Genomic DNA, 25,531 nt, shown 5'->3' with positions numbered 1-25,531 from the left:
GACGGAACCTATCAGTTTTGTGTATCTAGATTACATATTGAAAATAATCCACCGCAGGTAGATTAAGTTAATTTTTTCAAATTTCAAATAGTTTTTTTCTGACAGATAAAGGAAATGTATTTAAGGAGATTTCAAGACTGGTGCTGATAGGCAGATTTGAACTGCCGACCTCACCCTTACCAAGGGTGCGCTCTACCAACTGAGCTATATCAGCAACACCAGAAACTGGAGCGGGCAGCGGGAATCGAACCCGCATCATCAGCTTGGAAGGCTGAGGTAATAGCCATTATACGATGCCCGCTTTAGAAACCTGTTCTTAAACTACCTCTAACCGTCAAGAATAAAGTGGTGGAGGGAGCTGGATTCGAACCAGCGAAGGCTGAGCCGTCAGATTTACAGTCTGATCCCTTTGGCCGCTCGGGAACCCCTCCACGAAAATTCTTAACTAAATTACTTTCACTTAAAGAGAAAGTGGTGCCGACTAACCGAGTCGAACGGTTGACCTACTGATTACAAGTCAGTTGCTCTACCAGCTGAGCTAAGTCGGCACTGCTTTAGTACGGGGCGAGATTCTAGAGTAAGGTTTATTGGGATGCAACAATAAAATTAAAAAAAATGCGATTATTTGCTTCAAACGCTCAGTTTTCATGCAAAACAGGTGCTTTTTAATGATTTAATTCTTTATTGCGTTAAATTACGCCAATAATTTAATCCTTTCATGACGAGCATTTCGTCAAAAATACCACCTTGAAAATGCTCACTTAACATTTTTCCATAACCACCAGCAAAAATAATGGTTGGATTTTGTGCTGTTAATTGTAATTTTGCTTGTTCGATTGCACCGAGTGTTGCCATTAACGCCCCATTTTTTAATCCATTAGGGGTATTAGTACCAAGCTCAGCAACAAATTGAGTTGTATTATCATCGAATACTCGCTGTGTATTTTGTGTTAATGATGAAGTCATTAAGTCTAAACCAGGAATTATCCACCCACCTAAGTGCTGTCCGTCGGGTGTTAACACATCAATTGTTGTTGCTGTTCCCGCATCGATAACAATACACGCTTTGTTAGGAAATAAGGTATAACAAGCAATCAGGGCAATCCATCGGTCAATTCCTAAATTAGATACATTTTCATATCCACACAGTAAGCCACCCAGTTGTTTTGTTACTGCGGCTTCAAAACAGGGGATATGATAGTGTTTAGCGATGACAAGTTGCTCATCTAATAACTCACTTTTACCTACGCATGCATAAATCAGTTCGTTCACACTTTGCCACGGTATATTGGTTACGTGGCAAAAGCTTAATTCGCCCTCTTGCTGTAAAGCGACTTTAAGTGATGTATTACCCACATCAATCAATACTTTCATAAATCAGCCTTTCTCAATGAAATTTCTCCGCCATAATAGCTTTTAACTTCACCATCACTGCGTATTTTTATGCCTCCGTGCTGATCAATACCTTCACAAATACCACGCCAACTTCGGTGTCCTGTATTAAGCTCAACACATTCACCTGCAAATGCATTTAAGCGGTTCCACTGTTGATACATTTGTTGTAAACCCGTTTCGCTGTACTGCGATAATCGCTGCTCTAAATGGTAAGTTAAATACGCAACTAATTTATTTTTCTGTAGCTGCGTTGTATGCTCACTTAAATCCGTCCATGGTTGGTCAATATGCCGGCTAAAGTGTGTAGGCATATTTAAGTTAATACCAATTCCCATCACTATTTGGCAAGGCCCTTGTGGTTGCCCATCTAGCTCAACCAATACGCCTGCTAATTTTTTATTATTAATATAAATATCATTAGGCCATTTAAGTGCTACATCAATTTGATACAACGCCTTAATTGCATCATAAACGGCCAAGCCCACGGCAATCGATACCCCCATTGCAGCTTGTAGGCCATCATCTAAACGCCAAAAATAGCTATAATATAAATTAGCGCCAAATGGAGACTGCCATACTCTTCCTCGTCGCCCTCGTCCAGCTTGTTGCATTTCGGCCACAACGACACTGCCTGATTCGAGTGATGTGTCACTTTGAATTCGACGCATTAACTCGCTATTTGTTGAATCAACAATAGGATGCAACTCTATTTGTGCTTTGCCAGCACCTAACTGCTGATAGCATTGCATAATCTGTTGATGCTCAAGTAACCCTACCGCGCTATTTAAACTATACCCTTTACCTGTGACCTGAAAAATATCTAGGCCCATTTCTTGTAAGCTTTTAACATGCTTGTTAACGGCAGCACGGCTAATACCTAATTGTTCACCTAATGCCTGACCTGATACAAATCCTCCTTTATTTAAGGCAGCTAAAATAGCAAGCTTATTAGCATTAGGGACCTTCATGTTGATACTCCATATTTAGATGGCATTCACCATGTGAATCGATTAACCGCACTTCGTGCTCAAGTGCAACACCAAATCGTTGCATAATCACTATTTGAATATGCTTTATCATGGCAGTTAAATCACGACCAAGGCTATTGCCTTTATTAATAAGTACTAATGCTTGTTGTTGGTGTACTTCTATCCCTGCAACTTTGTAACCTTTTAGTCCTGCGTTATCGATTAACCAGCCCGCTGCTATTTTATGGTGAGTTTCGTTGTATTTATAATGGGGCAAGTCTTTAAAACGACTTAGTAGCTGTTGTAAGGTGGTATTGTCTATGATTGGATTTTTAAAAAAGCTTCCGGCATTAGGTAATGTACTTGGATCGGGTAGTTTACTTTGGCGAGTCTGTATTACATGCTCAAAAATAGCACGCGGGGTGATGGCTTTTAGTTGCTGTAGTGGGCCATAACTTAGTACGCCCTGCCATTTTTTAGGTATTGCCAAATATACACAGGTGATCACCGCTTTATTTTTTAAACGATGCTTAAATATTGAATCTCGATAACCAAACTGACATTGCTGTGCATTTAACTGCTTTATTGTTTTACTCGCTATATCATAATACTCAACAGCTTCAATAAACGACGCAATCTCTACGCCATAGGCGCCAATATTTTGTACCGGCGCAGCTCCAACAGTCCCAGGAATAAGCGCTAAGTTTTCAAGCCCAGGGATATTCTCATCAAGTAAATAGCAAACGAGCTGGTGCCAATTTTCTCCTGCTGCAACGGCGATTAAATAGTCCTCACTGCGCTGAGTAATATTAATACCTTGCGTGGCCATTTTAATAACCGTACCGCTAAAGTCAGATAAAAAAACGGTGTTACTCCCCTCACCTAACAAACAAAATGGAGATAAAAACGGCTGTTTTTTAAGATCTTCTATGTTTTTTATTTCGACTAAGTGCTGGCATTGATTATTTAATGCAAATGTATGTAAGGATTGTAATGACTGCGCCACAGCGTTCTCTAAAATACAGGTAACTAATCGCGGTAGTTTAGCGCATCATCGCAAATTGCGCATCCAAATGTAAAAATAGCTCAACCCTCTCTAGTAATCATGGTATAAAACCAGCACTAATTTATTTGTGTTTAGGATCATTATGAAAATCACTCCTCTTTTTTTAAGCCTTGCTATGGCCGGTATGTGCTCACAAGCAATGGCACAAGCAATCGATCAAAACTCTTATGCTAACCTCGATGATGTTATTACTACGCACTTAAACCTTGATTTAGATGTCGACTTTGAAGACAAGCAATTAGAAGGCTTTGTAGAACACACCTTAAAATGGAATAACAGCACGAGCAAACAGCTTGTTCTCGATACCCGAGACTTAGATATTGATAAAGTAATGTATCAAGCAAAGAATGGTAGCTGGCACAAAGCACACTTTGCCTTAGCGCAACGTGATGATGTAAAAGGCTCAAAACTCACTATTAATTTTGCCAGCCAAGCTAAAAAAGTCCGTATTTACTATAATAGCCGACCAGAAGCATCTGGATTGCAATGGTTAACACCAGAACAAACCGCAAGTAAAACGCACCCATTTATGTATAGTCAATCACAAGCTATTCATGCTCGTAGCTGGTTACCTGTACAAGATACACCTGCAATGCGCGTTACGTACTCAGCACGCATTCATACACCTAAAGACATTCGTGCTGTTATGAGTGCTGATAACAAAGATGCCTTATATAAAGATGGCGACTATCACTTTGACATGCCACAAGCTATTTCGCCTTACTTAATCGCTATTGGTGCAGGTAATTTAGAATTTAAAGCAATGTCACATCAAACCGGTATTTTTGCCGAACCGACAATTTTAGAAGCTTCGGTTGCCGAGTTTGACGACACCCAAGCCATGATAGATAAAACAAATACTATGTATGGCGAATATGCATGGGGACGTTACGATTTACTGATGTTGCCACCTAGCTTCCCATTTGGTGGCATGGAAAACCCACGCTTATCGTTTATTACCCCTACCGTTGTTGCTGGCGATAAAAGCTTAGTTAATTTAATTGCACATGAATTGGCTCACTCTTGGTCTGGTAATTTAGTGACAAATGCAACATGGGAAGATTTATGGTTAAACGAAGGGTTTACCTCATACGTTGAAAACCGCATTATGGAAGAAGTGTTTGGTCGCGACCGTGCGGTTATGGAGCAAGCGCTAGACTCAGCCGGTCTTCGCGCACAACTTAAAACCATTGATGCACCCGATACACGTTTAAACCTAAAATTAAACGGCCGCGATCCAGACGATGCATTTAGCTCAGTACCATACACTAAGGGCCAACTATTTTTAATCTACCTCGAAGAAAAATATGGTCGTGATAAATTCGATTCATTTGTAAAAGCATACTTTAAAGAATTTTCATTTAAATCGCTTACTACAGCAGAGTTTGTAACTTATTTAAAAGCAAACTTAATTGAAAAGTACCCAGGCATTGTTAGCATGGATAAAGTAAACGAGTGGATTTTTGAACCGGGCTTACCCAGTGATGCACCGAACCCAACTTCAGATGCATTTGATAAAGTAGATACTGTGACCGCCGCATGGTTAAAAGGAAGCACCACAGCCGCGCAATTACCAACAGCTAATTGGACAGTGCACGAGTGGTTACACTTTTTAAATAACCTCCCTCGTGATTTAAGTATCAGTAAAATGACCGAATTAGATAATGAGTTTAATTTAACTCAGTCAACGAATGATGAACGTGCATTTGCTTGGTTTATGCTAGCCGTAGGTAATGGATATCAGCCAATATATCCCGCTTTAGATGAACACTTATCAGGCATTGGTCGTCGAAAACTAATTGTCCCGTTATACAAAGCGCTTATTCAAAATGGTAAAAAAGAATGGGCTCATAAGGTATACCTTAAAGCACGTCCGGGTTATCACCCACTTGCACAAGGAACCGTAGACGCCTTATTTAAATAAAACAAATAATAAACAGGGCCATATTTGGCCCTGTTTAATTGCAATATACTATTTTGTAACCTTTTTAATAAAATCATTACGCTGTTCAACACTTGCCTGCTGCCACCAAAAATCTAGCATCTCTGAAGCGTTTGGAGCTTGTAGCTCTCCCATTGACGCTGGTGAATCGGTAACTGTATTTAATTGTTTCGACTGCACTGTTAATGCACTTTTTCTCTCTAAAACCATACCCACATCTGCTAATACCGTAAGGGGTGTTGAAATAGCACTCGCGTTTTCTTTTAAACTAACGTTGGGAGATTCGGCAAACACTTTAGCGGCAACAACATTGTTAGCGCGATTAAACGCTAAGGTATAATCCTTCTCAGCTTCAATGGTTACATTTACCCAAAATGGTTTCGATTCAACCACGGCATGACTATCAAAACCATCTTCGTATAAATCACTATATTTAAGTTTTAATTGATACTGCCCCGGTGCTAACTCAACCTGTTCAATAGCGCTAAACAAAGAACCCTCAAGCACTCGGTTATCTACTTGTAATGGGATTATTTCTTCTGGAAATGAAATGGTTTCTGCCATACTCACAGTGCTATTGATTAATAATAACAAACTCGCCATTAACATTGGTTTACGCATTTTTGCTCCTTTCACTTAATTAGGTTTGACACGTACACTGATTTTTGTCATTAGTGAACATAATTTAATAATGCCCGAGACAACATATGAGTAATGACACTATCTTTAGTAAAATAATTAGTAAGCAGATACCTGCCGACATTATTTACGAAGACGAAAATACCTTAGCATTTAAGGATATAAATCCTCAAGCGCCTTTTCACGCACTTATTATTCCCAAAATAGCAATAGCAACAATAAATGATATTAATGCATCAAATTCACACTTAGTTGGCGAGTTGTATGTAACTGCCGCTAAGCTAGCAAAACAATTTGGGTTTGCACAAGATGGTTATCGAGTCGTTATGAATTGCAATGAACATGGTGGTCAAACGGTTTACCATATTCATTTACATATGCTCGCGGGCATCGAAATGGGATGGCCTCCTTATCAAAACACGAAAAAAGAACAAAGTTAAAAACATTGTTTTTAACTATAAATGTTACAACTTTTAAAATAAAAGTATGATAACATTTGTAAATAAATGACCACAAAAGTTACTTAATAGTAACATTCACACTTTAGATTGCCTTCTGGTAGTGCGTGTACTTGTACGATAACTCACTTTCTAATACAAAAGGTCTGGTGGTCATGGTAAACTATAATTAGTCAGCTTTATTAAGAGAAAATTAACATGAGCAGTTCAGCCTTTTTGTTACTAGATCAAGAACCAATAAACACAATTGGTATTAATGTACTGGAGCCGTTGCTAAAAACGCAGGGATTAAATGTCACTACCGGTACTAACATTTTAGATGTGCCTGAAGGTACTCGCCTTTTGTTTATTGAAACATCAAGCAACGATGCTTGGGGCAAACTTAAAGAGCAATTAGTAAATTTACGCACCAAATGCGATATTGTTCTTTTTAATCTAGACGAGAACCCAGAGTTTGCTAACAGAGCTTTACTTAGTGGTATTCGTGGTGTGTTTTACACGACTGATAATGCCGATGTGCTAATGAAAGGTATCCGTTTATTAATGGAAGACCAACTTTGGTACCGTCGTGACATTATGTGTAATGCATTAAATCGCATGCTGCAGTTTAATAAAGATGCGCTTTATAAACTGACTGAGGGCGATATTGAGCCTGTTAAGCTAACTAAACGCGAAAAAGCCATTATTTCATTAATGAGTAAAGGTTCTAAAAATAAAGAGATTGCAGAAGAACTAAGCATTAGTCCACATACAGTTAAAACACATTTATATAGTGCTTTTAGAAAAACTAAGTGTCGTAATCGCATTGAATTACTTTCTTGGGCACAACAAAATATACCCGATGAAATACGCTAATCACGTATTTTATTAAAGTAAAAAACAGACACATATGTGTCTGTTTTTTTATCTAACCTAAAAGCTTCGCATTTTATTGAAATACTTTGAATGAACATAAATAATTGTATTTATTAATTAAAAGTATCGATGTAAATTAAAGTATATATAAGCAAATTACAGCCCACATCCCAGCTCTGGATTTTTCAAATGCTTGATTCAACCACTTTGTTTTATGTATCTATCGCGACTTTATTAGTAATGACCCTATTAAGTACATTAACGTGGCGTACCAATAAGCAGCTCCCAGGTACTTTGCTATATATCACCTACCCAATCACGCTATTGATTGCCGTTGTTAGCTATAGTGGCTACACATCAGCTAATTCGCTATTAGTTAATAGCTTTACACATAGCTTAATTTTTATCGCATCATTAATTCATTGCTATGCACTGAGTCAGTTTTTAAATTATCAAGGTAAAGGGTTTAGGTATGTTGCATTAATCACGTTAGTGAGTGCGATTGGAATTGGTTACTTTACTTTTATTAACCCCAATTTCCGGGCACGTATTTATATCTCAGATATACAACATTTAATTGAGGCCTGTTTTTTATTTTATTTGTTTATTGTGCTAGCAAGACGTCCATACCCTAATGGAAGTATTGTTTATATTACTATTTTACTTTTAGTAGCCGGGGGCTTTTTAAGCCGAACGCTATTAATGAGTAGCACCGATTTAAATGCCCCTAGTTATCAGTACTGGTTTAATAGTATTTTATTCATTAATGGTGTTATCGCCCCTATGTTTTACGCTGCAGGAATTGCTTTACTGTGTAATGAACAGCGAGAGCAGCGGCTAAATCAACTTACTGAAAAAGCACAAAAAGATCTCGAGATTAGAGGCTTATTTCTCTCAACGATCAGTCATGAGATAAGAACCCCTCTGAATGGTATTTTAGGCAGCGCTCAGTTAGTGTTAAATCAAAGCACCGATGCCCGCAATCAAGCCTATTGTGAAGCAATTATAAACTCGGCCGAATCACTCAACTTATTAGTCGATAAGGTGCTCGATTACGCTAGTTTAGATCAAAGTAACGATGCGCTATATGAAGAAGATATTGAGTTTAAAGCTTGGCTAAATAATTTATGCTTATTACTGAGCCCCTTAGCTGAACAAAAGCAGCTTAAATTTGAGCTTGTTTGCCATATTCCCGATCAAGCTTGTTATTACTGTGATCAACAAAAACTAAGACAAATTATTATTAATTTAGTCGGCAACGCCATTAAGTTTACTGATCAAGGTAGTGTAAAGATTCAAGTAGATTTAGTTGCTAAAAAACCTTTAGAGCATACCATCATGGTATCTGTTATTGATTCAGGTCCTGGTATTGAAAATGATGAAATCGCTTACCTAACAGAACCCTATGTACAAAGCAGTGCCGGTAAAGAAAAGGGCGGCACAGGCTTGGGGCTGGCTATAACCAGTCGATTATTACACAAACTAAATAGTAAATTAGAGATTTCAAGTGTATTAAATCAAGGAAGCCAATTTTCTTTTACTCTGCATATGGCACTCGGTGAGCTAAGTTTAGTAGAGCAACGACACCAAAGTACCGAGTACGCCACCGGACTCAATGTTCTTTTAGTCGAAGATTTAGAGTTAAACCAAAAAATAGCCATTGAATTTATGGCAAATGATGAACATAAAATAAAACTGGCGTCCGATGGAAAAAGTGCCATTGGGTATATGCAGTCACATCATTTTGATGTGGTGTTATTAGATATGAACCTACCTGATCTTACCGGTCAAGAGGTTTTGAAAAAGTTAAAACGTATCGAACATAAAAATCAACGCACACCCGTACTGGCCTTTACGGCTAGTTTAAGCCCAGATGAAGTAAAAGAGTATTTAGCTTTAGGTATTCAAGATATTGTAGGAAAGCCTATCAAGCAAGAAAAGCTGCGCCAAGCATTGAGCGATTCTCAAATTAATCAAACTGCAAACCAAGTAACAGAACTTGTAGATACCTTGTACGATGAAACGGCCGCAGAAACCTTAATGAGTTCATTTAGCGAAGATGAACTAGCCTCTATTTATAATGAGTTTTTATTATGCGCTCGTTCAAAACAATTAAAGATAAATGAGTTAGCCACTCATCACCCAGAACAATGCATTAAGTTACTACACCGTCAGGCAAGTACGGCATTACAGCTTGGGTTTAATCGCTATGGCTTAGCACTAAAAAAAATAGAGCGACGTATGTTAGACAACAAAACGGTTACTGAGCAGCTTAATGATACGATTAAACTGTGGCAATTAAGCTTAGAGCAATATTTAAAGTTTATAAGAAGTCAGATAACCCCATAATTGCAATTTTGGTATTTAACTGCGCCCGTATTGGTCTTCAAAACGTTCAATGTCGCTTTCATCCAAAATGGTTCCGGTTTGTATCTCAATTACAATTAAGGCACTGGATTGATAGTTAGCTAAGCTGTGTATTTGTTTAGCGGCAATGTAGCATGACTGATCTTTTCTAAGCAGGCTTACATGCCCATCAATACTCACCGTTGCCACCCCGGATACAACCACCCAATGCTCAGCACGAAATTGATGGCGCTGAGTTGAAAGTTTAGCTGCGCTATTGACCGTTATTTTCTTTACTTTAAAGCCTTCACTCTGAGCTAAAATTCGATAACTCCCCCATGGCCTATAAACGACTTGGTGATGCGTTAACTTCTCACTGTGCCCTACAGCTAACTGCTGTAATAATAAAGGTAACTTATCAAGTTGGTTTTTATCAGCGACGAATGTCGCATCATGGGTATGTATAACCGCTAAATTACTCACACCTAAAGTTGCAACCGTGTGATCATCTTCACTCATCACTAAATTATTACTACTATCTTGTGCCACATAGTTGCGATGAATATTATTGTCATCAGCGTCTTTAGTACTTAACGCACACAAAGCTGAAAAACTACCCACATCATTCCAAATAAGTTCAACAGGCATAACCACAACATTATTGCTGCGCTCTAAAATGGCATAATCAATTGAATCACTTGGACAGTTCTCGAGCGCCTTAACGCAAGGGCGTGTAAATCCTAAATCATTGCTAAAGTGTGCTGATGCAGCCACACTGGCTGCTATTTTAGGTGCAAAACGTTCCAGTTCCTTTAAATAAACACTTGGCGTAAATAAAAATAACCCACTGTTCCAGCTATAGCCACCTTGTGATAAATACGCTTGAGCTTTTGATAAATTTGGTTTTTCTTCAAATGCTAATACTTCAAAACAACGAGTATCAGCAATTTCATCTCCTTGTTTAATATACCCAAACCCCGTATGGGGGGATGTAGGAGGCACAGAAAAAGTAACTATTTTTCCTTGTTTAGCTAATTTAATTGCACTATCGAGCTGGTTATTTAGCACATCAAAGTTTTCAATATGGTGATCAGCAGGCATGACTAGCAAGGGATCATCCTGCCCTTGACTAAGTGCATAATGTGCAGCTAATGCTATAGCTGGAGCTGTATTTCTACCTTTTGGTTCAAGAATTAATGCTTGGGGATCGGCTTGTCTTGATTGCTCTTTGGCAATAAAACGATGCTGCTCATTACACACTAAAATTGGCTTATTAAAAATAGTAGAACTAACCCTACCTAGTGTGCTTTGCAATAGTGAGTGCTTATTATCAAGCAAAGGTAGAAATTGCTTAGGCATTGCTTGGCGCGAAAGTGGCCATAACCGCGTACCAATGCCGCCAGCTAAAATAACAGGAGTAATTAAGGGATTCATAAAGCCACCAACAAAAATATCAGCCGCTATTTTAGCAGTAAAATTGCTAGGTGCTAACTTAAGCTAAAATTATCTGCATCTAAGTAAATTGGAAACCCCGTTTTAAATTTTTCTAATAACGTTTTTTCTAAAGTAAAGGTTACTATTTCTTCTTTATTATCAGCCGCTTCAGCTAGTGTTTCACCATTAAAGTCATAAATGGCACTGCCGCCGTTATGTGCGACTTTATTACCATCATGACCGACTCTATTAACACCCACCACATAACATTGGTTTTCTATCGCACGTGCTTGTAATAATGTATCCCAAATATGACGGCGGGCGGCAGGCCAATTAGCTACATTTAGCATAATATCGTAATCATTTTGGTTACGTTGAAACACCGGAAAACGTAGGTCGTAACATACCTGTGGAATTAAATTAAAACCATTTAAGGTAAATATTTTACGCGCTTGTCCTGCGACCACATGATCCCCCTCACAACCCAAACGAAATAAGTGGCGTTTATCATAAAACATCACTTCCCCATTGGGTTTCACCCAGTAAAAGCGATTGGCTTTTTTATTTCCTTGTGCAACCAACACAGAGCCAGCGATAACAGCACAGTGCTTGCTCGCTTGTGCTTTCATCCATTTAAGCACACCGCCCTGTTCGGGTTCCGCACAATCACAATTAATAGCGAACCCCGTGGCAAAAGTTTCTGGTAAGACAATTAAATCAGTGTGACAATTCATCGCCTCTAATTGGCGTTCAAACATGGTTAAGTTCGCTGTTTTATCAAGCCAATGCAGCGAGCTCTGTACTAAGCTAATGGTTAGACTTGCCATAAATAATAGCCCTTATAAAAAATGAATTTTAATCACGTGTGCTAATTACGCATATTACTGATAATTTTCGTACATTTTATCTAATGGCTCCGACAACCCATTTTCTTGCACTATACGTACATGCTTACGACTTAATTCACGTGCACTATTTACACCACAAGAATGAGCGATTAACCCAGCACCATAATGAATATACTTATTATAATTGGCGACCCGCTGTGCTTTATTGGCCACATTCAACCCTTTTTGTAGTCGTTCACTATGGGTTGTAATGCCCGTTGGGCAAGTATCTTTATTACATTGCAGAGCTTGTATGCACCCTAAAGAAAACATATGACCACGAGCAGAGACTACAAAATCAGCCCCTAATGCTAATGCCCAAGCAACCTTAGAGGGAACAATAAGTTTACCTGAAGCAATAATTTTAACCCTATCTCTTAAACCATGCTTTTCTAGTAAATTAACAACCAATGGCAGGCTTTCTCGTAAAGGTAAGCCAACAGAATCAAGTAAAGGTTGCGGCGCAGCCCCTGTGCCCCCATCGGCACTATCAACAGTAATAAAGTCAGGAGCAGACTCTATTCCTCGATGATTTATTTCACTAAATAATGTTTCTAGCCATTCGTATGCACCAATAACAGCTTTAAAACCGGTGGGCTTTCCTGTCGCATTACGTACAGTGGCTATCATATCTAAAATATCAGTTGGCTTTTTAATTTCAGGATGGCCATTTGGACTAATCGAGTCTTTGCCTTCGGGAATACCTCTAATTTTTGCAATTTCGGCATTTACTTTACGCCCAGGTAGCATGCCCCCTTTACCTGGTTTAGCCCCTTGACTCATTTTTAATTCAAACATTTTTACTTGTTCATGTGCAGCAATCTGTTTTAGCTTTTCGGTACTTAACTGCCCTTGTTCATCGCGAACACCATATTTAGCCGTACCTATTTGAAATACTAAATCAGCCCCACCCTCTAAGTGATAAGGACTCAAACCACCTTCACCTGTGTTCATCCAACACCCAGCCAACTTAGCACCTTTTGATAAAGCACGAACAGCTGGTTTTGACAGGGCGCCAAAGCTCATGCCCGACACATTAAATAGTGAATTAGTGATGTAAGGTTTACTACAATATGGACCTAAAGTAACTTGGCTTGGCTCAAGTGCATCTTCATCTAAAGTTGGGAACGCACAGTTCATAAACATAACGGTGCCTGTCGCTTCTAAACTTTGAGTAGAACCAAATGCAGCAGTACGATCAACATCTTTTGCTGCGCGATAAACCCAACTGCGTTCAGCTCGATTAAATGGCATTTCTTCACGGTCTAATGCAAAAAAGTATTGGCGGAAAAATTCACCTTGGCGTTCAAAAAAATAACGAAAACGACCAATAACAGGGTAATTTCGCCTTATTGCATGCTTTGTTTGTGTTATATCTCTAAAGTAAAAGATGACCGTAGCTAAAACAATAATACCCAGTACAACAATAAATAAACTGGCAAATACATCAATACTAAAAATAATAAAGTCACTCATTCAAAACCTCACGCCCCTCTATATTCGTTTATTTATAGCTCAAAGGTGGTGTGAAAAAGTACACAACACCTTTGTTGTATAAATGATAAACAATTAAATTTATTTATTAGCTAATTCATGTTGAATATATAAATCAATTTGCGCTTCAAGTACCGATAAAGGTACAGAGCCATGGCGTAATATTTGATGATGAAATTCACGAATATCAAAGTCTGTCGCTAACGCCTTTTCCGCTTTTTTACGCAACCTTTTAATTGTTAACTCACCAATTTTATAAGAAAGCGCTTGCCCTGGCCACGATATGTATCGGTCAGTTTCGGTTTTAACATTATGTAACGATAAAGCCGTATTTTCGCTCATAAAATTCATTGCACGTTCTCGGCTCCAGCCATACATATGCATACCGGTATCGACGACTAAACGAGCTGCTCGCCACATTTCATAGGTCAAACGCCCAAAGCGACTATAAGGGTCTTGATAAAATCCAGCTTCAATGCCTAAAAACTCTGAGTATAAACCCCACCCCTCACCAAATGCTGATAAATAGGCATCTCGACGATAACTCGGTAAATTATCTAACTCTGCATTTAAAGAAATTTGTAAATGATGCCCTGGCACAGCCTCATGCAGTGTTAATGCTTCTAAAACATATAAAGGACGCTTATCTAGTGCATAGGTATTAACCCAATAATAACCGGCGGTATCATCCCGGTTAGAGCCAACATAACGCCCTGTTGTGTACTTAGGCGCAATGTTTTTAGGTACTGGCGCAACACCATAAGGCATGCGCGGTAAGGTATGAAAAAGCTTAGGTAATTGTGCATCCATTTTTTTGGCAATAAACGCAGCTTCTTTTAACAACTGTTCTGGCGTTGTGGCATAAAACTGCGGGTCTGTACGTAAAAAATGAATAAAGTCAGCGAAAGAGCCATCAAAATTTAACTCTTTTATTATTTCCTCCATTTCGCTACGAATACGCGCGACTTCTTGTAAACCTAATTCGTGGATTTGCTTAGCACTCATAGATGTTGTGGTGTAATACTGCGCTCTATTTTCGTAAAAAGCGCGACCATTCGGTGTTTGCGAAATACCGATAGTTTCACGTGCGCCTTGCTGATATTGCGTGGTAAAAAACGTAAAATAGTCCTGGTATGCAGGAATTACATTATTTTTAATCACCAATTTAGCCTTCGCTTGTAAGGCATTAAACTTTGCTATTGGTAAACCGGCCGTATTTATTAAAAAAGGCTTATAAAACTCAGATTGAGTTACATCATCAACAATATACGCTGCAATACTTGCTTCATAGCCATCTAAAACAACTTTGGGTTGCGTTAAACCTGACTTTAACCCTTCTTTCATCCATTGGATATTTTGCGAAAAAAACCGAGGGACTTGTGATAAACGCGCTAAATAGGTGTCGAAATCGTGCTCATTTTTTAAAGCCCCACGATTTAGCATGTAACCTAAGCTAGAGTGAAACCCATACTCAGAAGTTAAAGGCATATAATGAGCATGAAATTGATATTCATCAACGCTATTTTGTACTTGAGCACGAATAATATTTAAGTTTATACGGTTTTCATCGCTGAGCTTATCAATATCAATGGCATCTAATTGACTAAGAAAAGTGATCTTTTGCTGATTTTGTTGTGCCAAAAATTCCGCACTTAAATTGGGCAACAAATAACCACCAACACCTTTATCATCGTGCAAAGGGTTGGTACGTGCTCTGTAATCTACAATATTTTTCGCAATCGATGTAAATTGCGCATCGCTGTTAACAGAGCTTAATTGGCAGGCACTCAAGGTGCAGGTTAAAGTTACGGTTAATAAAGCCCGCTTAAAAGGCGCTAAGGATAAATAAATCATTACTGTCTTCATCACTAAATGTTCGATATTCATAAGCTAACCTAGGTATAATAAATAGCAAGTAATTGCGACTAAGCTGTTTCATCGCAAATAAAGTATCCTCTTTATTTCTAATGCTTTTGAATTAAATTACGAATGAAAAACACGATTAAATCACATAAAGGCACTTTTTAGTTTCTTATCTCTGGCTTTTACTATTAAATAGACGCAGAAAAATGAATATATTTAATAAAATAATAAAAGCTAGACTAAAAATATTCAGGGAGGATGTTTTATTAGCAGTTATATACTGAATTGGTATTGATAAATGATGTTCCATGACCCCATGGCTATTGCACAAGAAAAAATGACCAACGTATGCCTCTTTTTAGAGCGTCATACCTTGCCGCCAACGCCGCTTAATTATCAAGTGGCTTATACATATATTAGTAAAATAAACCCTAATTTAAACAGCTCCATTGATAGAGCGCTTGCCACCAACAATAAAATAGATTGTGTTTTCATAGAACAACTGTATTTTGAGTTTATTAACATTGGCCATAACACTGAAGTTAACTTAATAAAAAATGTTGATCATGTTATAACCTCTCTGTCTAAAAATGCCCAAGTAACTTCGCATAAAATTACTGAATTTGCCGGTCATGTTAGAGAATGCGTTCATACTCTTGATGAAAATAATATCAAACAAAGCAAGCAAGCATTGTTGGAATTAAATAAGCAAACAGCAGTATTACTGGCACAACATAAGCAATTTAAACAACAATTACAGCGTGCTGTGCAATTACATAGTAAAAGCAAAGAGCAGCTGAGTAAGCTTCGCAAGTTACATACTATTGATCTGCAAACAGGGTTATATAAACGCCATTATTTAACACAGCAAACCCAACTGTGGACCCACCAAGAAAAGAGCGTTTGCGCTATTGCGATTCATATAGATAACCTTGATGATTATAATCATAATTTTGGCGACTCTGTCACCGAAGTGATTTTAAATAAGGTAGCAAAGCAAGTACATAAATACGTACTCCAAAGCGGCCTTCCAGGGCGCACAGCACAAGACCAATTTACGGTAATTTTAGCTGACATAGACTCTGAAACAGCAAATATTATTGCCGAGAAAGTGAAAACAGGGGTTGAAAAACTCTCATTTAAAAGCGCAAAAAACGGCCAGTCTTTACCTCCGATTAGCCTTTCGCTGGGTATTGCTCAACAATCTGAGAGCGAAGCGTTTAATCAATTAGCGCGCAGAGCATCGCTGGCAGCATACAAAGCGAAATCATTAGGAGAAAGTAGCTTTACAGCAGGACATTAAAACACATAATCAAATTGCACCCACAGGGTACATTACAGTACACTATTGAACAGCTTTTAGTGCCTAATTAGAGAAAAGAGATGAAAGAAACACCTGAAAAAACGACGCATTTTGGCTATAAAACGGTGGATGCTAACGATAAGGCCTCAATGGTAGCGGATGTATTTCACTCTGTAGCAGCAAAATACGATGTGATGAACGATTTAATGTCATTTGGTGTACACCGATTATGGAAACGCCAAACCATTGCCAGCTCAGGTGTGCGAAAAGGTCATTATGTTCTTGATTTAGCCGGAGGAACCGGTGATTTAACCGCTAAGTTTAGTCAACTTGTTGGTGATACCGGGCAAGTCGTTTTAGGTGATATAAATTCTTCAATGTTAAAGGTAGGTCGTGAAAAGCTTCATAACCTCGGTCTTGTTGGTAATATTGACTACGTACAAATGAATGCTGAGGCACTGCCTTTTCCTGATAACAGCTTTGATGTGATCACAATTGCCTTTGGTTTACGTAATGTAACCGATAAAAATAAAGCATTGCGCTCTATGTATCGGATTTTAAAACCAGGCGGTCGTTTATTAGTGTTAGAGTTTTCAAAACCAAAGCATGAAGTACTTAGTAAAGCGTATGATTTTTACTCGTTCAATTTACTGCCAACCATGGGTAAGCTCGTTGCAAATGATAGCGAATCATACCAATACTTAGCTGAATCGATCCGTATGCACCCTGATCAAGATACTTTAAAAGGCATGATGGAAGAAGCAGGCTTTGAACAAACGACCTATCAAAACTTAACAGGTGGTATTGTTGCTCTTCATCGTGGTTTTAAATACTAAACTAAAGTAGGCTGTTATGGCATCTGAACACTCAGAAATAGAAAGTACAACTTGTAACGATGCATCACAATTTTTGCTGCTACCTCAAATTGTACTTTCAATAATTGAAAAAGTGCTTAATCAGGTGCTCGTGCTTGATCCATTACTTAGTCAATCGTTAGAAACAATACAGCATAAACGTTTAATCGTAGAGATTAGAGACTGGCAACAGGCCTTACAAATAGTTTTTGATGGCAAACGCTTACACTTATTTACCGCAGCACGTGATTCAGATTATGATTGCCTGATCAGCGCCGATATTAATACCTTACTGACACTGAAAAACCCAGCAATGTTAACTCAGCTTATTCGCCAAGATAAATTGGATTTGCAAGGTGATTTAAACATTGCGCAAACTTATAGCGGTGCTTTTTCAAAATTAAACATTGATTGGCCAGAACAGTTTTCAAAGTATATGCCAGATGCAGCAGCACAACAGCTATACCTAAATTTAAAATCTATTCATCATAATGCCCTCAATGCATCTACAAAAATAAACGCGTTAGTTAGTAGCTTATTTCAAGATGAACTTGCTGTGACAATCCACCCTCTTGAACTTGCTCAGTTTAAACAACGTAATCGCGATGTTAAAAACCATGTTTCAGCGCTTGAACAACGTATTAATGTACTAATACGCACCTTAAATTAAGGATATTTTGTGTCAATTGCACGTTTATATTATATCACCAAAACCTTATTGAATTATGGTATTGATGAGCTCATACCTAAGCATAAAATCCCTTGGTTTGTTAAATTCTCACGTGGCAGTTTATTTTGGCTTAATAATAAACATCGTGATAAATCGGCTGGATTACGACTGCGACTTGCATTGCAGAACCTAGGCCCGGTTTGGATAAAATTTGGGCAAATGCTATCTACACGCCGAGATTTACTTCCCCAAGATATTGCTGTTGAGTTAGCGTTACTACAAGATCAAGTGGCTCCTTTTGAAGGCGCACTAGCACAGAAAATTATTGAGCAAGCATTAGAAATTGATGATATTGGTATTTTATTCAATGACTTTTCGCAAACCCCCCTTGCTTCAGCTTCTATTGCTCAAGTCCATACGGCAACAATAATAGATGACCAAGGGCTTACTCAGGATGTGGTAATAAAAGTAATACGCCCCGATATTAAAGAAAAAATTGATGCCGATTTAGCATTAATGGAGAAGTTAGCCAAAGTCATCAACAAAGCGCAAAAAGAAGCAAAGCGACTACGCCCTGTAGAGGTTGTTCAAGAGTACAAAAAAACCTTACTTGATGAGCTCGACCTGATGCGCGAAGGTGCGAATGGCATTCAGCTAAAGCGTAATTTTGAAGACTCAGATTCACTTTATATTCCTACTGTATATAGTGACTATAGCCGCAACAATGTACTTGTGATGGAACGCATTTATGGCATTGCAGTATCTGATACCGAAGCGCTGTTAGCACAAAATACCAATATGAAACTGTTAGCCGAACGAGGTGTAGAGGTATTTTTTACACAAGTATTTAGAGACAGCTTTTTTCATGCTGACATGCACCCAGGAAATATTTTTGTCTCCACTGAGCACCCTGAAAACCCTAAATATATTGGTATTGATTGTGGTATTGTTGGTACTTTAAATAAAGAAGATAAGCGTTATCTAGCCGAAAACTTTATTGCATTTTTTAATCGAGATTATCGCCAAGTAGCACAACTACATGTTGACTCTGGCTGGGTGCCTGCTGATACCAGTGTAGAAGAGTTTGAATTTGCGATACGAACGGTATGTGAGCCTATTTTTAATAAGCCTTTAGCTGAGATTTCGTTTGGTCATGTGTTGGTTAACTTATTTAATACTGCGCGACGCTTTAACATGCAAGTACAACCTCAATTAGTACTTTTACAAAAAACATTACTGTATGTTGAAGGTTTAGGTCGTCAACTTTACCCACAGCTTGATTTGTGGAAAACAGCCAAACCATTTTTAGAAGATTGGGTAAAAGAACAAGTGGGCCCGTTATCAGTAATGAAACAAATGTATGCTAACTTACCTTTTTGGGCAGAGAAAATGCCCGAATTACCTGATTTAATTTATCAAAACCTAAAAAGAATACCTCAGCAACAAACTCAGGTTCAGCATCAGTCACAAAAACCAATGTTGCTAGGTTTACTTGGTGCAAGTACATTGATCGTTGCTGCAATGTGCTATTTGGCAAATGATTTATTAGCTGCAAGTATTGTTGGTTTGATATCATTAATCAGTTTTTTTAGCGCTTGGCGGCGCATATAAACAAAGTGCTATTTTAGTAAGTGGGCGTATAATTAGTATGGTAATCATTCATTTTTCAATAGGAGAATAACATGGGGTTAGGTGGCATTGGTATTTGGCAGCTATTGGTTATATTAGCAATTATCGTACTTATCTTTGGTACTAAAAAATTGCGCGGCATGGGCGGTGACATTGGTGGTGCAGTAAAAGGCTTTAAAAAAGCAATGGCCGATGACAAACCTGCCGAAGTAGAGCCATCAGAACAAATTCAAAAATCAGAAACTTCGGCGCAAAATAGCGAAAAAGCAAAAGACGATAACAAGGTTTAATAAACATGGGCATGTGGGAACTGGTTGTAATTGGCATCGTCGGCTTAGTTGTATTAGGACCTGAGCGCCTGCCGGTAGCAATTCGCACTGTAAGCCGCTGGATAAAAACATTAAAGTCACTTGCCAATTCGGTTAAAGCTGAAGTGAGTGAAGAGCTGCGTGTGCAAGAACTACACGACAATTTAAAAAAAGCTGAACAACAAAATTTAACCGATCTGGCACCCGAGTTAAAAGAATCGCTGGATGAATTAAAAAAAGCGGCTGAATCTGTAACACACAGCTACAAACGCAACGATGAAGCTGATCTTGTTGAAGATAGTAAGATTGAAAATAAAAATGAAATTAAATAAGCACGCTGTGGTCAATATATATAATGGTATAAAAAATAATGGGTGATAAAGCGCAATCTGGTTTTGTGGGGCACTTAATTGAACTCAGAGGCAGACTAATAAGATCATTATTAAGTATTTTGGTTATATTTTTAGGGCTCATTTACTTTGCAAATGATATTTATAGCTTTGTTGCAGCGCCTTTAGTGGCACACCTGCCTAGCACTGCAACAATGATTGCAACCGATGTAACGGCACCTTTTTTTGCCCCATTTAAATTAACGTTATTTGTTGCCTTATTTGCTGCGTTTCCATGGATATTACATCAAATATGGGGGTTTATTGCTCCTGGTCTATATCAACATGAAAAGCGTATGCTAATACCAATATTGGCATCAAGTATATTGTTATTTTATAGCGGTATTGCTTTTTGCTACTTTGTGGTGCTCCCTATTATTTTAGGTTTTTTTACCAGTGTTGGCCCACAAATGATGACTTTAGCGCCTGATATAAGTAGCTATTTAGGTTTCGTTTTAAAGCTATTTTTTGCATTCGGTGTGGCTTTTGAAATACCCGTTGCCATTATGCTTTTATGTTTTAGTGGAGCAACGACGACGCAAAGCTTAAAAGAAAAGCGTCCTTATATTGTGGTTGGTGTGTTTGTTGTCGCGATGTTTTTAACGCCTCCAGATGTACTATCACAAACACTTCTGGCAGTACCTATGCTAGTTTTATTTGAATTAGGGTTAATTTTAGCAAATATCTACACTGCAAAACCCAAACAAAAACCAGAGGAATAACAATGAAAAAAATACTCTCACTTATCGTCTTATTTAGTACCCCTATTTTTAGCGCTCATGCACAAATAAATACCCAGGCACTAGAAGCATGTAGCTTAATCGAAAACGATTTTAACCGCTTATTATGCTATGACAATATTATCGCGGGCAAAGCAGCATCACAAAATACAAGTAGTGTCCCAAGCATCGCTGCAAAAGAAATGGTGCAAGCAAGCGCACCAATAGTGACAGATAATACAAAAAGCGATGTGAAAAAAGATGACTTTGGTTTAGAGCATAAAGAAATAACCAAAGGAAAAGCAACTGAAATAAAAGCAACCGTTACTTCAATTAAAAAGGCACCTTATGGTGAGCTAATTATCACCTTAGATAATGGGCAACAATGGCGCCAGATTGGCTCAGATAGTATGAAGTTAACAGCCGAAGATAAAATTATTATCAGCCGAGGCGTGTTTAATTCATTTTTATTGAAAAAAGCAAATCAAAACCGCTCAATTCGCGTAAAACGTACAAATTAGCTTAATAATGATAGATGCCGGCGTTAATTTAACTAACCAACAATTTGATAACCAGCACACTGATATAATTGCCCGCGCCCATGCTGCGGGAGTGTCGAATATGCTGGTTATTGGATGTGATATTAGTAGCTCTGAATCAGCGTTAACGCTTGCACAAAATCATAACCTATATGCCACCGTAGGTGTGCATCCCCACGATGCTAAAACAGCAGACAACACTTTAGAAGAACAATTAAGTTTATTTGCTAGTAATAAAAAAGTGATCGCCATTGGTGAATGTGGCTTAGATTATAACCGTGACTTTTCCCCTCGAGACATTCAACGCAACGTATTTCGAAGACAATTAGCATTAGCTGAACAACTTAATTTTCCCGTTTATTTGCATGAACGTGATGCCAGCGAAGATATGCTGAATATTTTAAAAGAGTTTAAAGTACAAGGTGTTTTACATTGCTTTACTGGTAACGCTGAGGCACTAAAAAATTATTTAGACTTAGGCCTTTATATTGGTATTACCGGGTGGGTTTGCGATGAACGCCGAGGAAAAGAATTACAGCAGCTAATTCCTAGTATTCCATTAGATAAGTTATTAATAGAAACTGATGCGCCTTTTTTAATTCCACGAACCATAAAACCGAAACCTAAGTCCCGTAAAAATGAGCCCGCATATTTATCCTATGTTTGCCACACTATAGCTCAACTTTATAAATTGCCTGATGACGTTGTTGCAACGCAAACAACTAAAAACTTTTATACTCTTTTTAATTTAGAGCACAATACATGAAGAGCCTAAAGTATATTTTAGCGATATATTTGTTTGCGCTTAGCTATGCTAGTTTTGCTAGCTCAATTACAGTTAATGAGCACTTTAAACATCAAGAAATCACCTCTTTAATGTATTCACTAAAGCCAGGTAGCGTTGAGCAAGCACTCATGCTGAGCGATAATCAATGGCAAACTCTAAACGACCATTCTCTAAATTTAGGTTTTTTACAACAGCCTGTGTGGATTAAATTTACGATTAACAATACGCAGCCTACTCACTTTAACACTTTACTATCTCTTGATAATCCATTAATAAAATTAGCCAAGGTATTTCAATTTCAAGGCGAAACTTTAATTAGTTCAACGACCCTTGGAGACTCATTACCGATCTCTGCTAGGCAAATTAAAAGCGAGTCATTTGTAATAAAGCTGGCATTAGCTGCACATAGTCAAAATACAATAATCGCTAAAATTGAAAATGAAGCCGGAGTTAGAGTTCCCCTGCACTTATGGCAACAAGATACCTATTTAGTACATAAAAGTAAGGTTAATTCAATTAATGGTCTGTTGATTGGCTTTGTTCTTTCAATGGCGCTGACTCATTTAGTTTTGTATGGGTTTTCTGGTAAATTATATTTTGCATACGCTGGTGTGCTTACTCTAACGTTATGGTGCTTATTATTTTATATTTCGGGCTATGGCTTTAGGTATTTCCATCCAAACTTACCTTCACTACAACAAGTTATCATTCCTATACTACTCATGTTTAACGCATTACTATTTGCACCGTTAGAAAAACGTATTTGCGGTATTAAAAACGCTTGGTGGGATAAACCGAAAAGACTCATTAATAGTGTATTTTTAGTCTGCGTATTATTTATTTGGCTATTTCCTATCGCAGTAATTTCAAAAACAGCGCTGATCATCACTCCCTTTTTAATTATCAGTTACTTAATCACCACAGCTTGCAGTATTAAACAGCACGCAACAGGCCCCGCAAAAGCCTTTCTTATTGCATTACTTTTTTATTTTATTGTCTTTATTTACTTAATATTCGTTGTTTTTGGTATTTATGCACTCCCACGTACATCGATCATATTTGTGTTTATGTGTTACTTATCAAGCGCATCTTGTATCAGTTACGCAGTAATGAAGTTATTTATTTTGCAACGAGATGAACAAGTCGCTAATCAACAAGCCGTCATCGCTGAAAGTGCTGCACAAGATACCTTATTGAAAGAGAGGCTTGAGTTACAAGAGCAAGCACGAGAAGAACTTGAGTCACAAGTTAATGAGCGTACATTTGAATTGCAGGTAACACTTGGTGAGCTTGAAGAAAAAAACCGAGAATTAGAGCAGCTCAACATGGAAGATGCGCTAACAGGTGTTAAAAACCGTCGATTTTTTGATAAAAAGTTAATCATGGAACTGCGTCGTTCAAGACGTGAGCAAACGGAGTTAAGCCTCATTATGCTCGACATTGACCACTTTAAACAGGTAAATGATAGCTACGGTCATTTAGCGGGTGATTTAGTCATTCAAAATGTAGCGAATATTCTGCAAACAATAATTAGGCGCCCGCTGGATGAAGCTGCACGCTACGGCGGTGAAGAATTTGTGCTTTTATTACCGAACACGGCAAAGTTTGGGGCGCTTGAGATTGCTGAGCGTGTTCGAAAAGCAGTAGAACAAAGCCAAATCACTGCCGATGATAATATAATTTCTGTCACTATCAGTGCGGGCGTCTACAGCTGTATCGCAACTGATATAAAGCAACCTGACATTTTTACTAACAATGCAGATAAAGCGCTTTACCATGCAAAGCAAAACGGTCGAAATAAAGTTGTTAGTTTTCCAATAGAAGAATAGGAGTATTTACATGGCTCAATCGGGTCTCGATCTTTTCCCATACACACGTATGCGCAGAATGCGCCGTGATGACTTTTCTCGGCGCTTAATGGCAGAAAACCAATTAACTGTGAGCGATCTTATTTACCCTGTATTTGTACTTGAAGGGCATAACCGCCGTGAAAAAATCGAGTCAATGCCAGGCATTGAACGACTGTCTATTGATTTACTGCTACAAGAAGCAGAAGAGTTGGTCGCCTTAGGGGTTCCGGCTATTGCTATTTTTCCCGTCACACCAAGCGATAAAAAATCTTTATATGCCGAAGAAGCTTACAGCAGTGATGGTTTAGCTCAACGTACCGTGAGGGAGCTTAAATCACATTTTCCTGAACTTGGCGTGATCACCGATGTGGCATTAGACCCTTTTACTACCCATGGACAAGACGGAATTATCGATGAAACTGGGTATGTAATGAATGACATTACAACTGAAATTTTAGTGAAACAAGCACTCTCTCACGCACAAGCGGGTGCTGATATTGTTGCTCCATCAGATATGATGGATGGACGAATCGGCGCAATTCGCGAGGCACTCGAAGCAGACGGGCATATCCATACACGAATTATGGCTTACTCTGCAAAATATGCATCAAGTTATTATGGGCCATTTAGAGATGCTGTCGGCTCTGCGGGCAACTTAAAAGGCGCAGATAAAAAAAATTACCAAATGGATCCAGCCAATTCGGACGAAGCAGTGCGCGAAATTGCATTAGACCTGCAAGAAGGCGCTGATATGGTAATGGTAAAACCCGGTATGCCATATTTAGATATTGTACGCAGAGTAAAAACAGAATTTGGAGTACCGACTTTTGCTTATCAAGTTAGCGGCGAATATGCCATGCACAAAGCAGCTATTGATAATGGTTGGCTTGCTGAAGAGGCTACAATTATGGAGTCATTACTAGCTTTTAAGCGCGCAGGTGCTGATGGTATTTTAACTTACTTTGCAAAACAAGTCGCAGTTTATTTGAGTAAAAAATAGGCATTATAATGCTCACCTTACTTATTAATTAACTTATTTTATTAATATATAGGTAAGTTGAGCATTTAATTAACCTAAAAAACAATTAAAAACACACTCCATTTACAATTATTTACAATTGAGTATTATTTTTGTC

23 protein-coding genes and 4 tRNA genes are annotated in these 25,531 nt (G+C 38.2%); 15 read left to right on the top strand and 12 right to left on the bottom strand.

Annotated features, from left to right (window positions below; all coding sequences use genetic code 11):
• Window positions 1-138 precede the first annotated feature (138 nt).
• From J8L70_RS14765 to murB, 7 genes are all read right to left on the bottom strand, one after another.
• A tRNA-Thr gene (locus J8L70_RS14765) sits at window positions 139-214 on the bottom strand.
• Between the two features lie 12 nt (window positions 215-226).
• A tRNA-Gly gene (locus J8L70_RS14760) sits at window positions 227-301 on the bottom strand.
• A 45-nt stretch (window positions 302-346) separates the two neighbouring features.
• Window positions 347-431, bottom strand: a tRNA-Tyr gene (locus J8L70_RS14755).
• Window positions 432-472: 41 nt separating this feature from the next.
• Window positions 473-548, bottom strand: a tRNA-Thr gene (locus tag J8L70_RS14750).
• 133 nt (window positions 549-681) lie between these two features.
• The gene (locus J8L70_RS14745; RefSeq protein WP_211056350.1) at window positions 682-1,374 is read right to left on the bottom strand and encodes a type III pantothenate kinase; all 693 of its coding nucleotides are present in this window, start codon (window positions 1,372-1,374) and stop codon (window positions 682-684) included.
• Entirely contained in the window at window positions 1,371-2,363 is a 993-nt protein-coding gene (gene birA / locus J8L70_RS14740) for a bifunctional biotin--[acetyl-CoA-carboxylase] ligase/biotin operon repressor BirA (RefSeq protein WP_211056349.1), read from the bottom strand. Before birA ends, J8L70_RS14745 begins: the two co-directional genes overlap by 4 nt.
• Entirely contained in the window at window positions 2,350-3,369 is a 1,020-nt protein-coding gene (gene murB, locus J8L70_RS14735; protein ID WP_211056348.1) for a UDP-N-acetylmuramate dehydrogenase, read from the bottom strand. The genes birA and murB overlap by 14 nt, the downstream gene beginning before the upstream one ends.
• 142 nt (window positions 3,370-3,511) lie before the next feature.
• Between murB and J8L70_RS14730 the strand changes: the two genes are divergently transcribed.
• Window positions 3,512-5,353 (top strand): M1 family metallopeptidase, encoded by a 1,842-nt coding sequence (locus J8L70_RS14730; protein ID WP_211056347.1) that lies wholly within the window; start codon window positions 3,512-3,514, stop codon window positions 5,351-5,353.
• A 48-nt stretch (window positions 5,354-5,401) separates the two neighbouring features.
• Here J8L70_RS14730 and J8L70_RS14725 read toward each other — a convergent pair whose 3' ends face one another.
• Window positions 5,402-5,992: a DUF2057 family protein gene (locus J8L70_RS14725; RefSeq protein ID WP_211056346.1), complete on the bottom strand. Its 591-nt coding sequence runs from the start codon at window positions 5,990-5,992 to the stop codon at window positions 5,402-5,404.
• 86 nt (window positions 5,993-6,078) lie between these two features.
• Between J8L70_RS14725 and J8L70_RS14720 the strand changes: the two genes are divergently transcribed.
• The 3 genes from J8L70_RS14720 to J8L70_RS14710 all read left to right on the top strand — a co-directional run bounded on the left by J8L70_RS14720 (window position 6,079) and on the right by J8L70_RS14710 (window position 9,672).
• Window positions 6,079-6,450 (top strand): histidine triad nucleotide-binding protein, encoded by a 372-nt coding sequence (locus tag J8L70_RS14720; protein ID WP_211056345.1) that lies wholly within the window; start codon window positions 6,079-6,081, stop codon window positions 6,448-6,450.
• A 216-nt stretch (window positions 6,451-6,666) separates the two neighbouring features.
• The gene (locus tag J8L70_RS14715) at window positions 6,667-7,323 is read left to right on the top strand and encodes a response regulator transcription factor (RefSeq protein WP_211056344.1); all 657 of its coding nucleotides are present in this window, start codon (window positions 6,667-6,669) and stop codon (window positions 7,321-7,323) included.
• A 189-nt stretch (window positions 7,324-7,512) separates the two neighbouring features.
• Window positions 7,513-9,672, top strand: coding sequence for an ATP-binding protein (locus J8L70_RS14710; RefSeq protein ID WP_211056343.1), 2,160 nt, complete (start codon window positions 7,513-7,515; stop codon window positions 9,670-9,672).
• 15 nt (window positions 9,673-9,687) lie between these two features.
• Here the strand turns inward: J8L70_RS14710 and J8L70_RS14705 are convergent, their stop codons facing one another.
• The 4 genes from J8L70_RS14705 to J8L70_RS14690 form a co-directional block, all read right to left on the bottom strand.
• Complete coding sequence (locus J8L70_RS14705; RefSeq protein WP_211056342.1) at window positions 9,688-11,103, bottom strand: mannose-1-phosphate guanylyltransferase/mannose-6-phosphate isomerase; 1,416 nt, start codon at window positions 11,101-11,103, stop codon at window positions 9,688-9,690.
• 53 nt (window positions 11,104-11,156) lie between these two features.
• Window positions 11,157-11,930, bottom strand: a complete 774-nt coding sequence (locus J8L70_RS14700; RefSeq protein WP_211056341.1) for an amidohydrolase — start codon at window positions 11,928-11,930, stop codon at window positions 11,157-11,159.
• A gap of 54 nt (window positions 11,931-11,984) precedes the next feature.
• Window positions 11,985-13,466: an FMN-binding glutamate synthase family protein gene (locus J8L70_RS14695; protein WP_211056340.1), complete on the bottom strand. Its 1,482-nt coding sequence runs from the start codon at window positions 13,464-13,466 to the stop codon at window positions 11,985-11,987.
• A 99-nt stretch (window positions 13,467-13,565) separates the two neighbouring features.
• Entirely contained in the window at window positions 13,566-15,338 is a 1,773-nt protein-coding gene (locus J8L70_RS14690; protein WP_211056358.1) for a DUF885 domain-containing protein, read from the bottom strand.
• A gap of 325 nt (window positions 15,339-15,663) precedes the next feature.
• Between J8L70_RS14690 and J8L70_RS14685 the strand changes: the two genes are divergently transcribed.
• From J8L70_RS14685 to hemB, 11 genes are all read left to right on the top strand, one after another.
• On the top strand, window positions 15,664-16,650 hold the full coding sequence (locus J8L70_RS14685; RefSeq protein WP_211056357.1) for a GGDEF domain-containing protein: 987 nt from the start codon (window positions 15,664-15,666) through the stop codon (window positions 16,648-16,650).
• An 80-nt stretch (window positions 16,651-16,730) separates the two neighbouring features.
• A complete protein-coding gene (gene ubiE, locus J8L70_RS14680) occupies window positions 16,731-17,486 on the top strand; it encodes a bifunctional demethylmenaquinone methyltransferase/2-methoxy-6-polyprenyl-1,4-benzoquinol methylase UbiE (RefSeq protein WP_211056339.1) in 756 nt (251 codons plus the stop codon).
• Window positions 17,487-17,502: 16 nt separating this feature from the next.
• Window positions 17,503-18,174 (top strand): SCP2 sterol-binding domain-containing protein, encoded by a 672-nt coding sequence (locus J8L70_RS14675; protein ID WP_211056338.1) that lies wholly within the window; start codon window positions 17,503-17,505, stop codon window positions 18,172-18,174.
• Window positions 18,175-18,183: 9 nt separating this feature from the next.
• Window positions 18,184-19,785 carry a ubiquinone biosynthesis regulatory protein kinase UbiB gene (ubiB, locus tag J8L70_RS14670; RefSeq protein ID WP_211056337.1) on the top strand — a complete coding sequence of 534 codons (1,602 nt, stop codon included), beginning with the start codon at window positions 18,184-18,186 and terminating at the stop codon, window positions 19,783-19,785.
• A 71-nt stretch (window positions 19,786-19,856) separates the two neighbouring features.
• Window positions 19,857-20,093 (top strand): twin-arginine translocase TatA/TatE family subunit, encoded by a 237-nt coding sequence (gene tatA, locus J8L70_RS14665; RefSeq protein ID WP_211056336.1) that lies wholly within the window; start codon window positions 19,857-19,859, stop codon window positions 20,091-20,093.
• Between the two features lie 5 nt (window positions 20,094-20,098).
• The gene (gene tatB / locus J8L70_RS14660; protein WP_211056335.1) at window positions 20,099-20,443 is read left to right on the top strand and encodes a Sec-independent protein translocase protein TatB; all 345 of its coding nucleotides are present in this window, start codon (window positions 20,099-20,101) and stop codon (window positions 20,441-20,443) included.
• A gap of 38 nt (window positions 20,444-20,481) precedes the next feature.
• On the top strand, window positions 20,482-21,222 hold the full coding sequence (tatC, locus tag J8L70_RS14655; protein WP_211056334.1) for a twin-arginine translocase subunit TatC: 741 nt from the start codon (window positions 20,482-20,484) through the stop codon (window positions 21,220-21,222).
• A 2-nt stretch (window positions 21,223-21,224) separates the two neighbouring features.
• Window positions 21,225-21,740, top strand: coding sequence for a hypothetical protein (locus J8L70_RS14650; RefSeq protein ID WP_211056333.1), 516 nt, complete (start codon window positions 21,225-21,227; stop codon window positions 21,738-21,740).
• The gene (locus J8L70_RS14645) at window positions 21,736-22,524 is read left to right on the top strand and encodes a TatD family hydrolase (protein WP_211056356.1); all 789 of its coding nucleotides are present in this window, start codon (window positions 21,736-21,738) and stop codon (window positions 22,522-22,524) included. The genes J8L70_RS14650 and J8L70_RS14645 overlap by 5 nt, the downstream gene beginning before the upstream one ends.
• A complete protein-coding gene (locus J8L70_RS14640) occupies window positions 22,521-24,374 on the top strand; it encodes a diguanylate cyclase (protein WP_211056332.1) in 1,854 nt (617 codons plus the stop codon). Before J8L70_RS14645 ends, J8L70_RS14640 begins: the two co-directional genes overlap by 4 nt.
• Before the next feature lie 10 nt (window positions 24,375-24,384).
• Window positions 24,385-25,395: a porphobilinogen synthase gene (gene hemB / locus J8L70_RS14635; RefSeq protein ID WP_211056331.1), complete on the top strand. Its 1,011-nt coding sequence runs from the start codon at window positions 24,385-24,387 to the stop codon at window positions 25,393-25,395.
• Window positions 25,396-25,531 lie beyond the last annotated feature (136 nt).

It is taken from the genome of Pseudoalteromonas sp. MMG010 (genome assembly GCF_018100905.1).
Classification (GTDB): domain Bacteria; phylum Pseudomonadota; class Gammaproteobacteria; order Enterobacterales; family Alteromonadaceae; genus Pseudoalteromonas.
The sequence above is the reverse complement of the archived record's forward strand: the minus strand, read 5'-3'. Positions and strand labels throughout refer to the sequence as shown.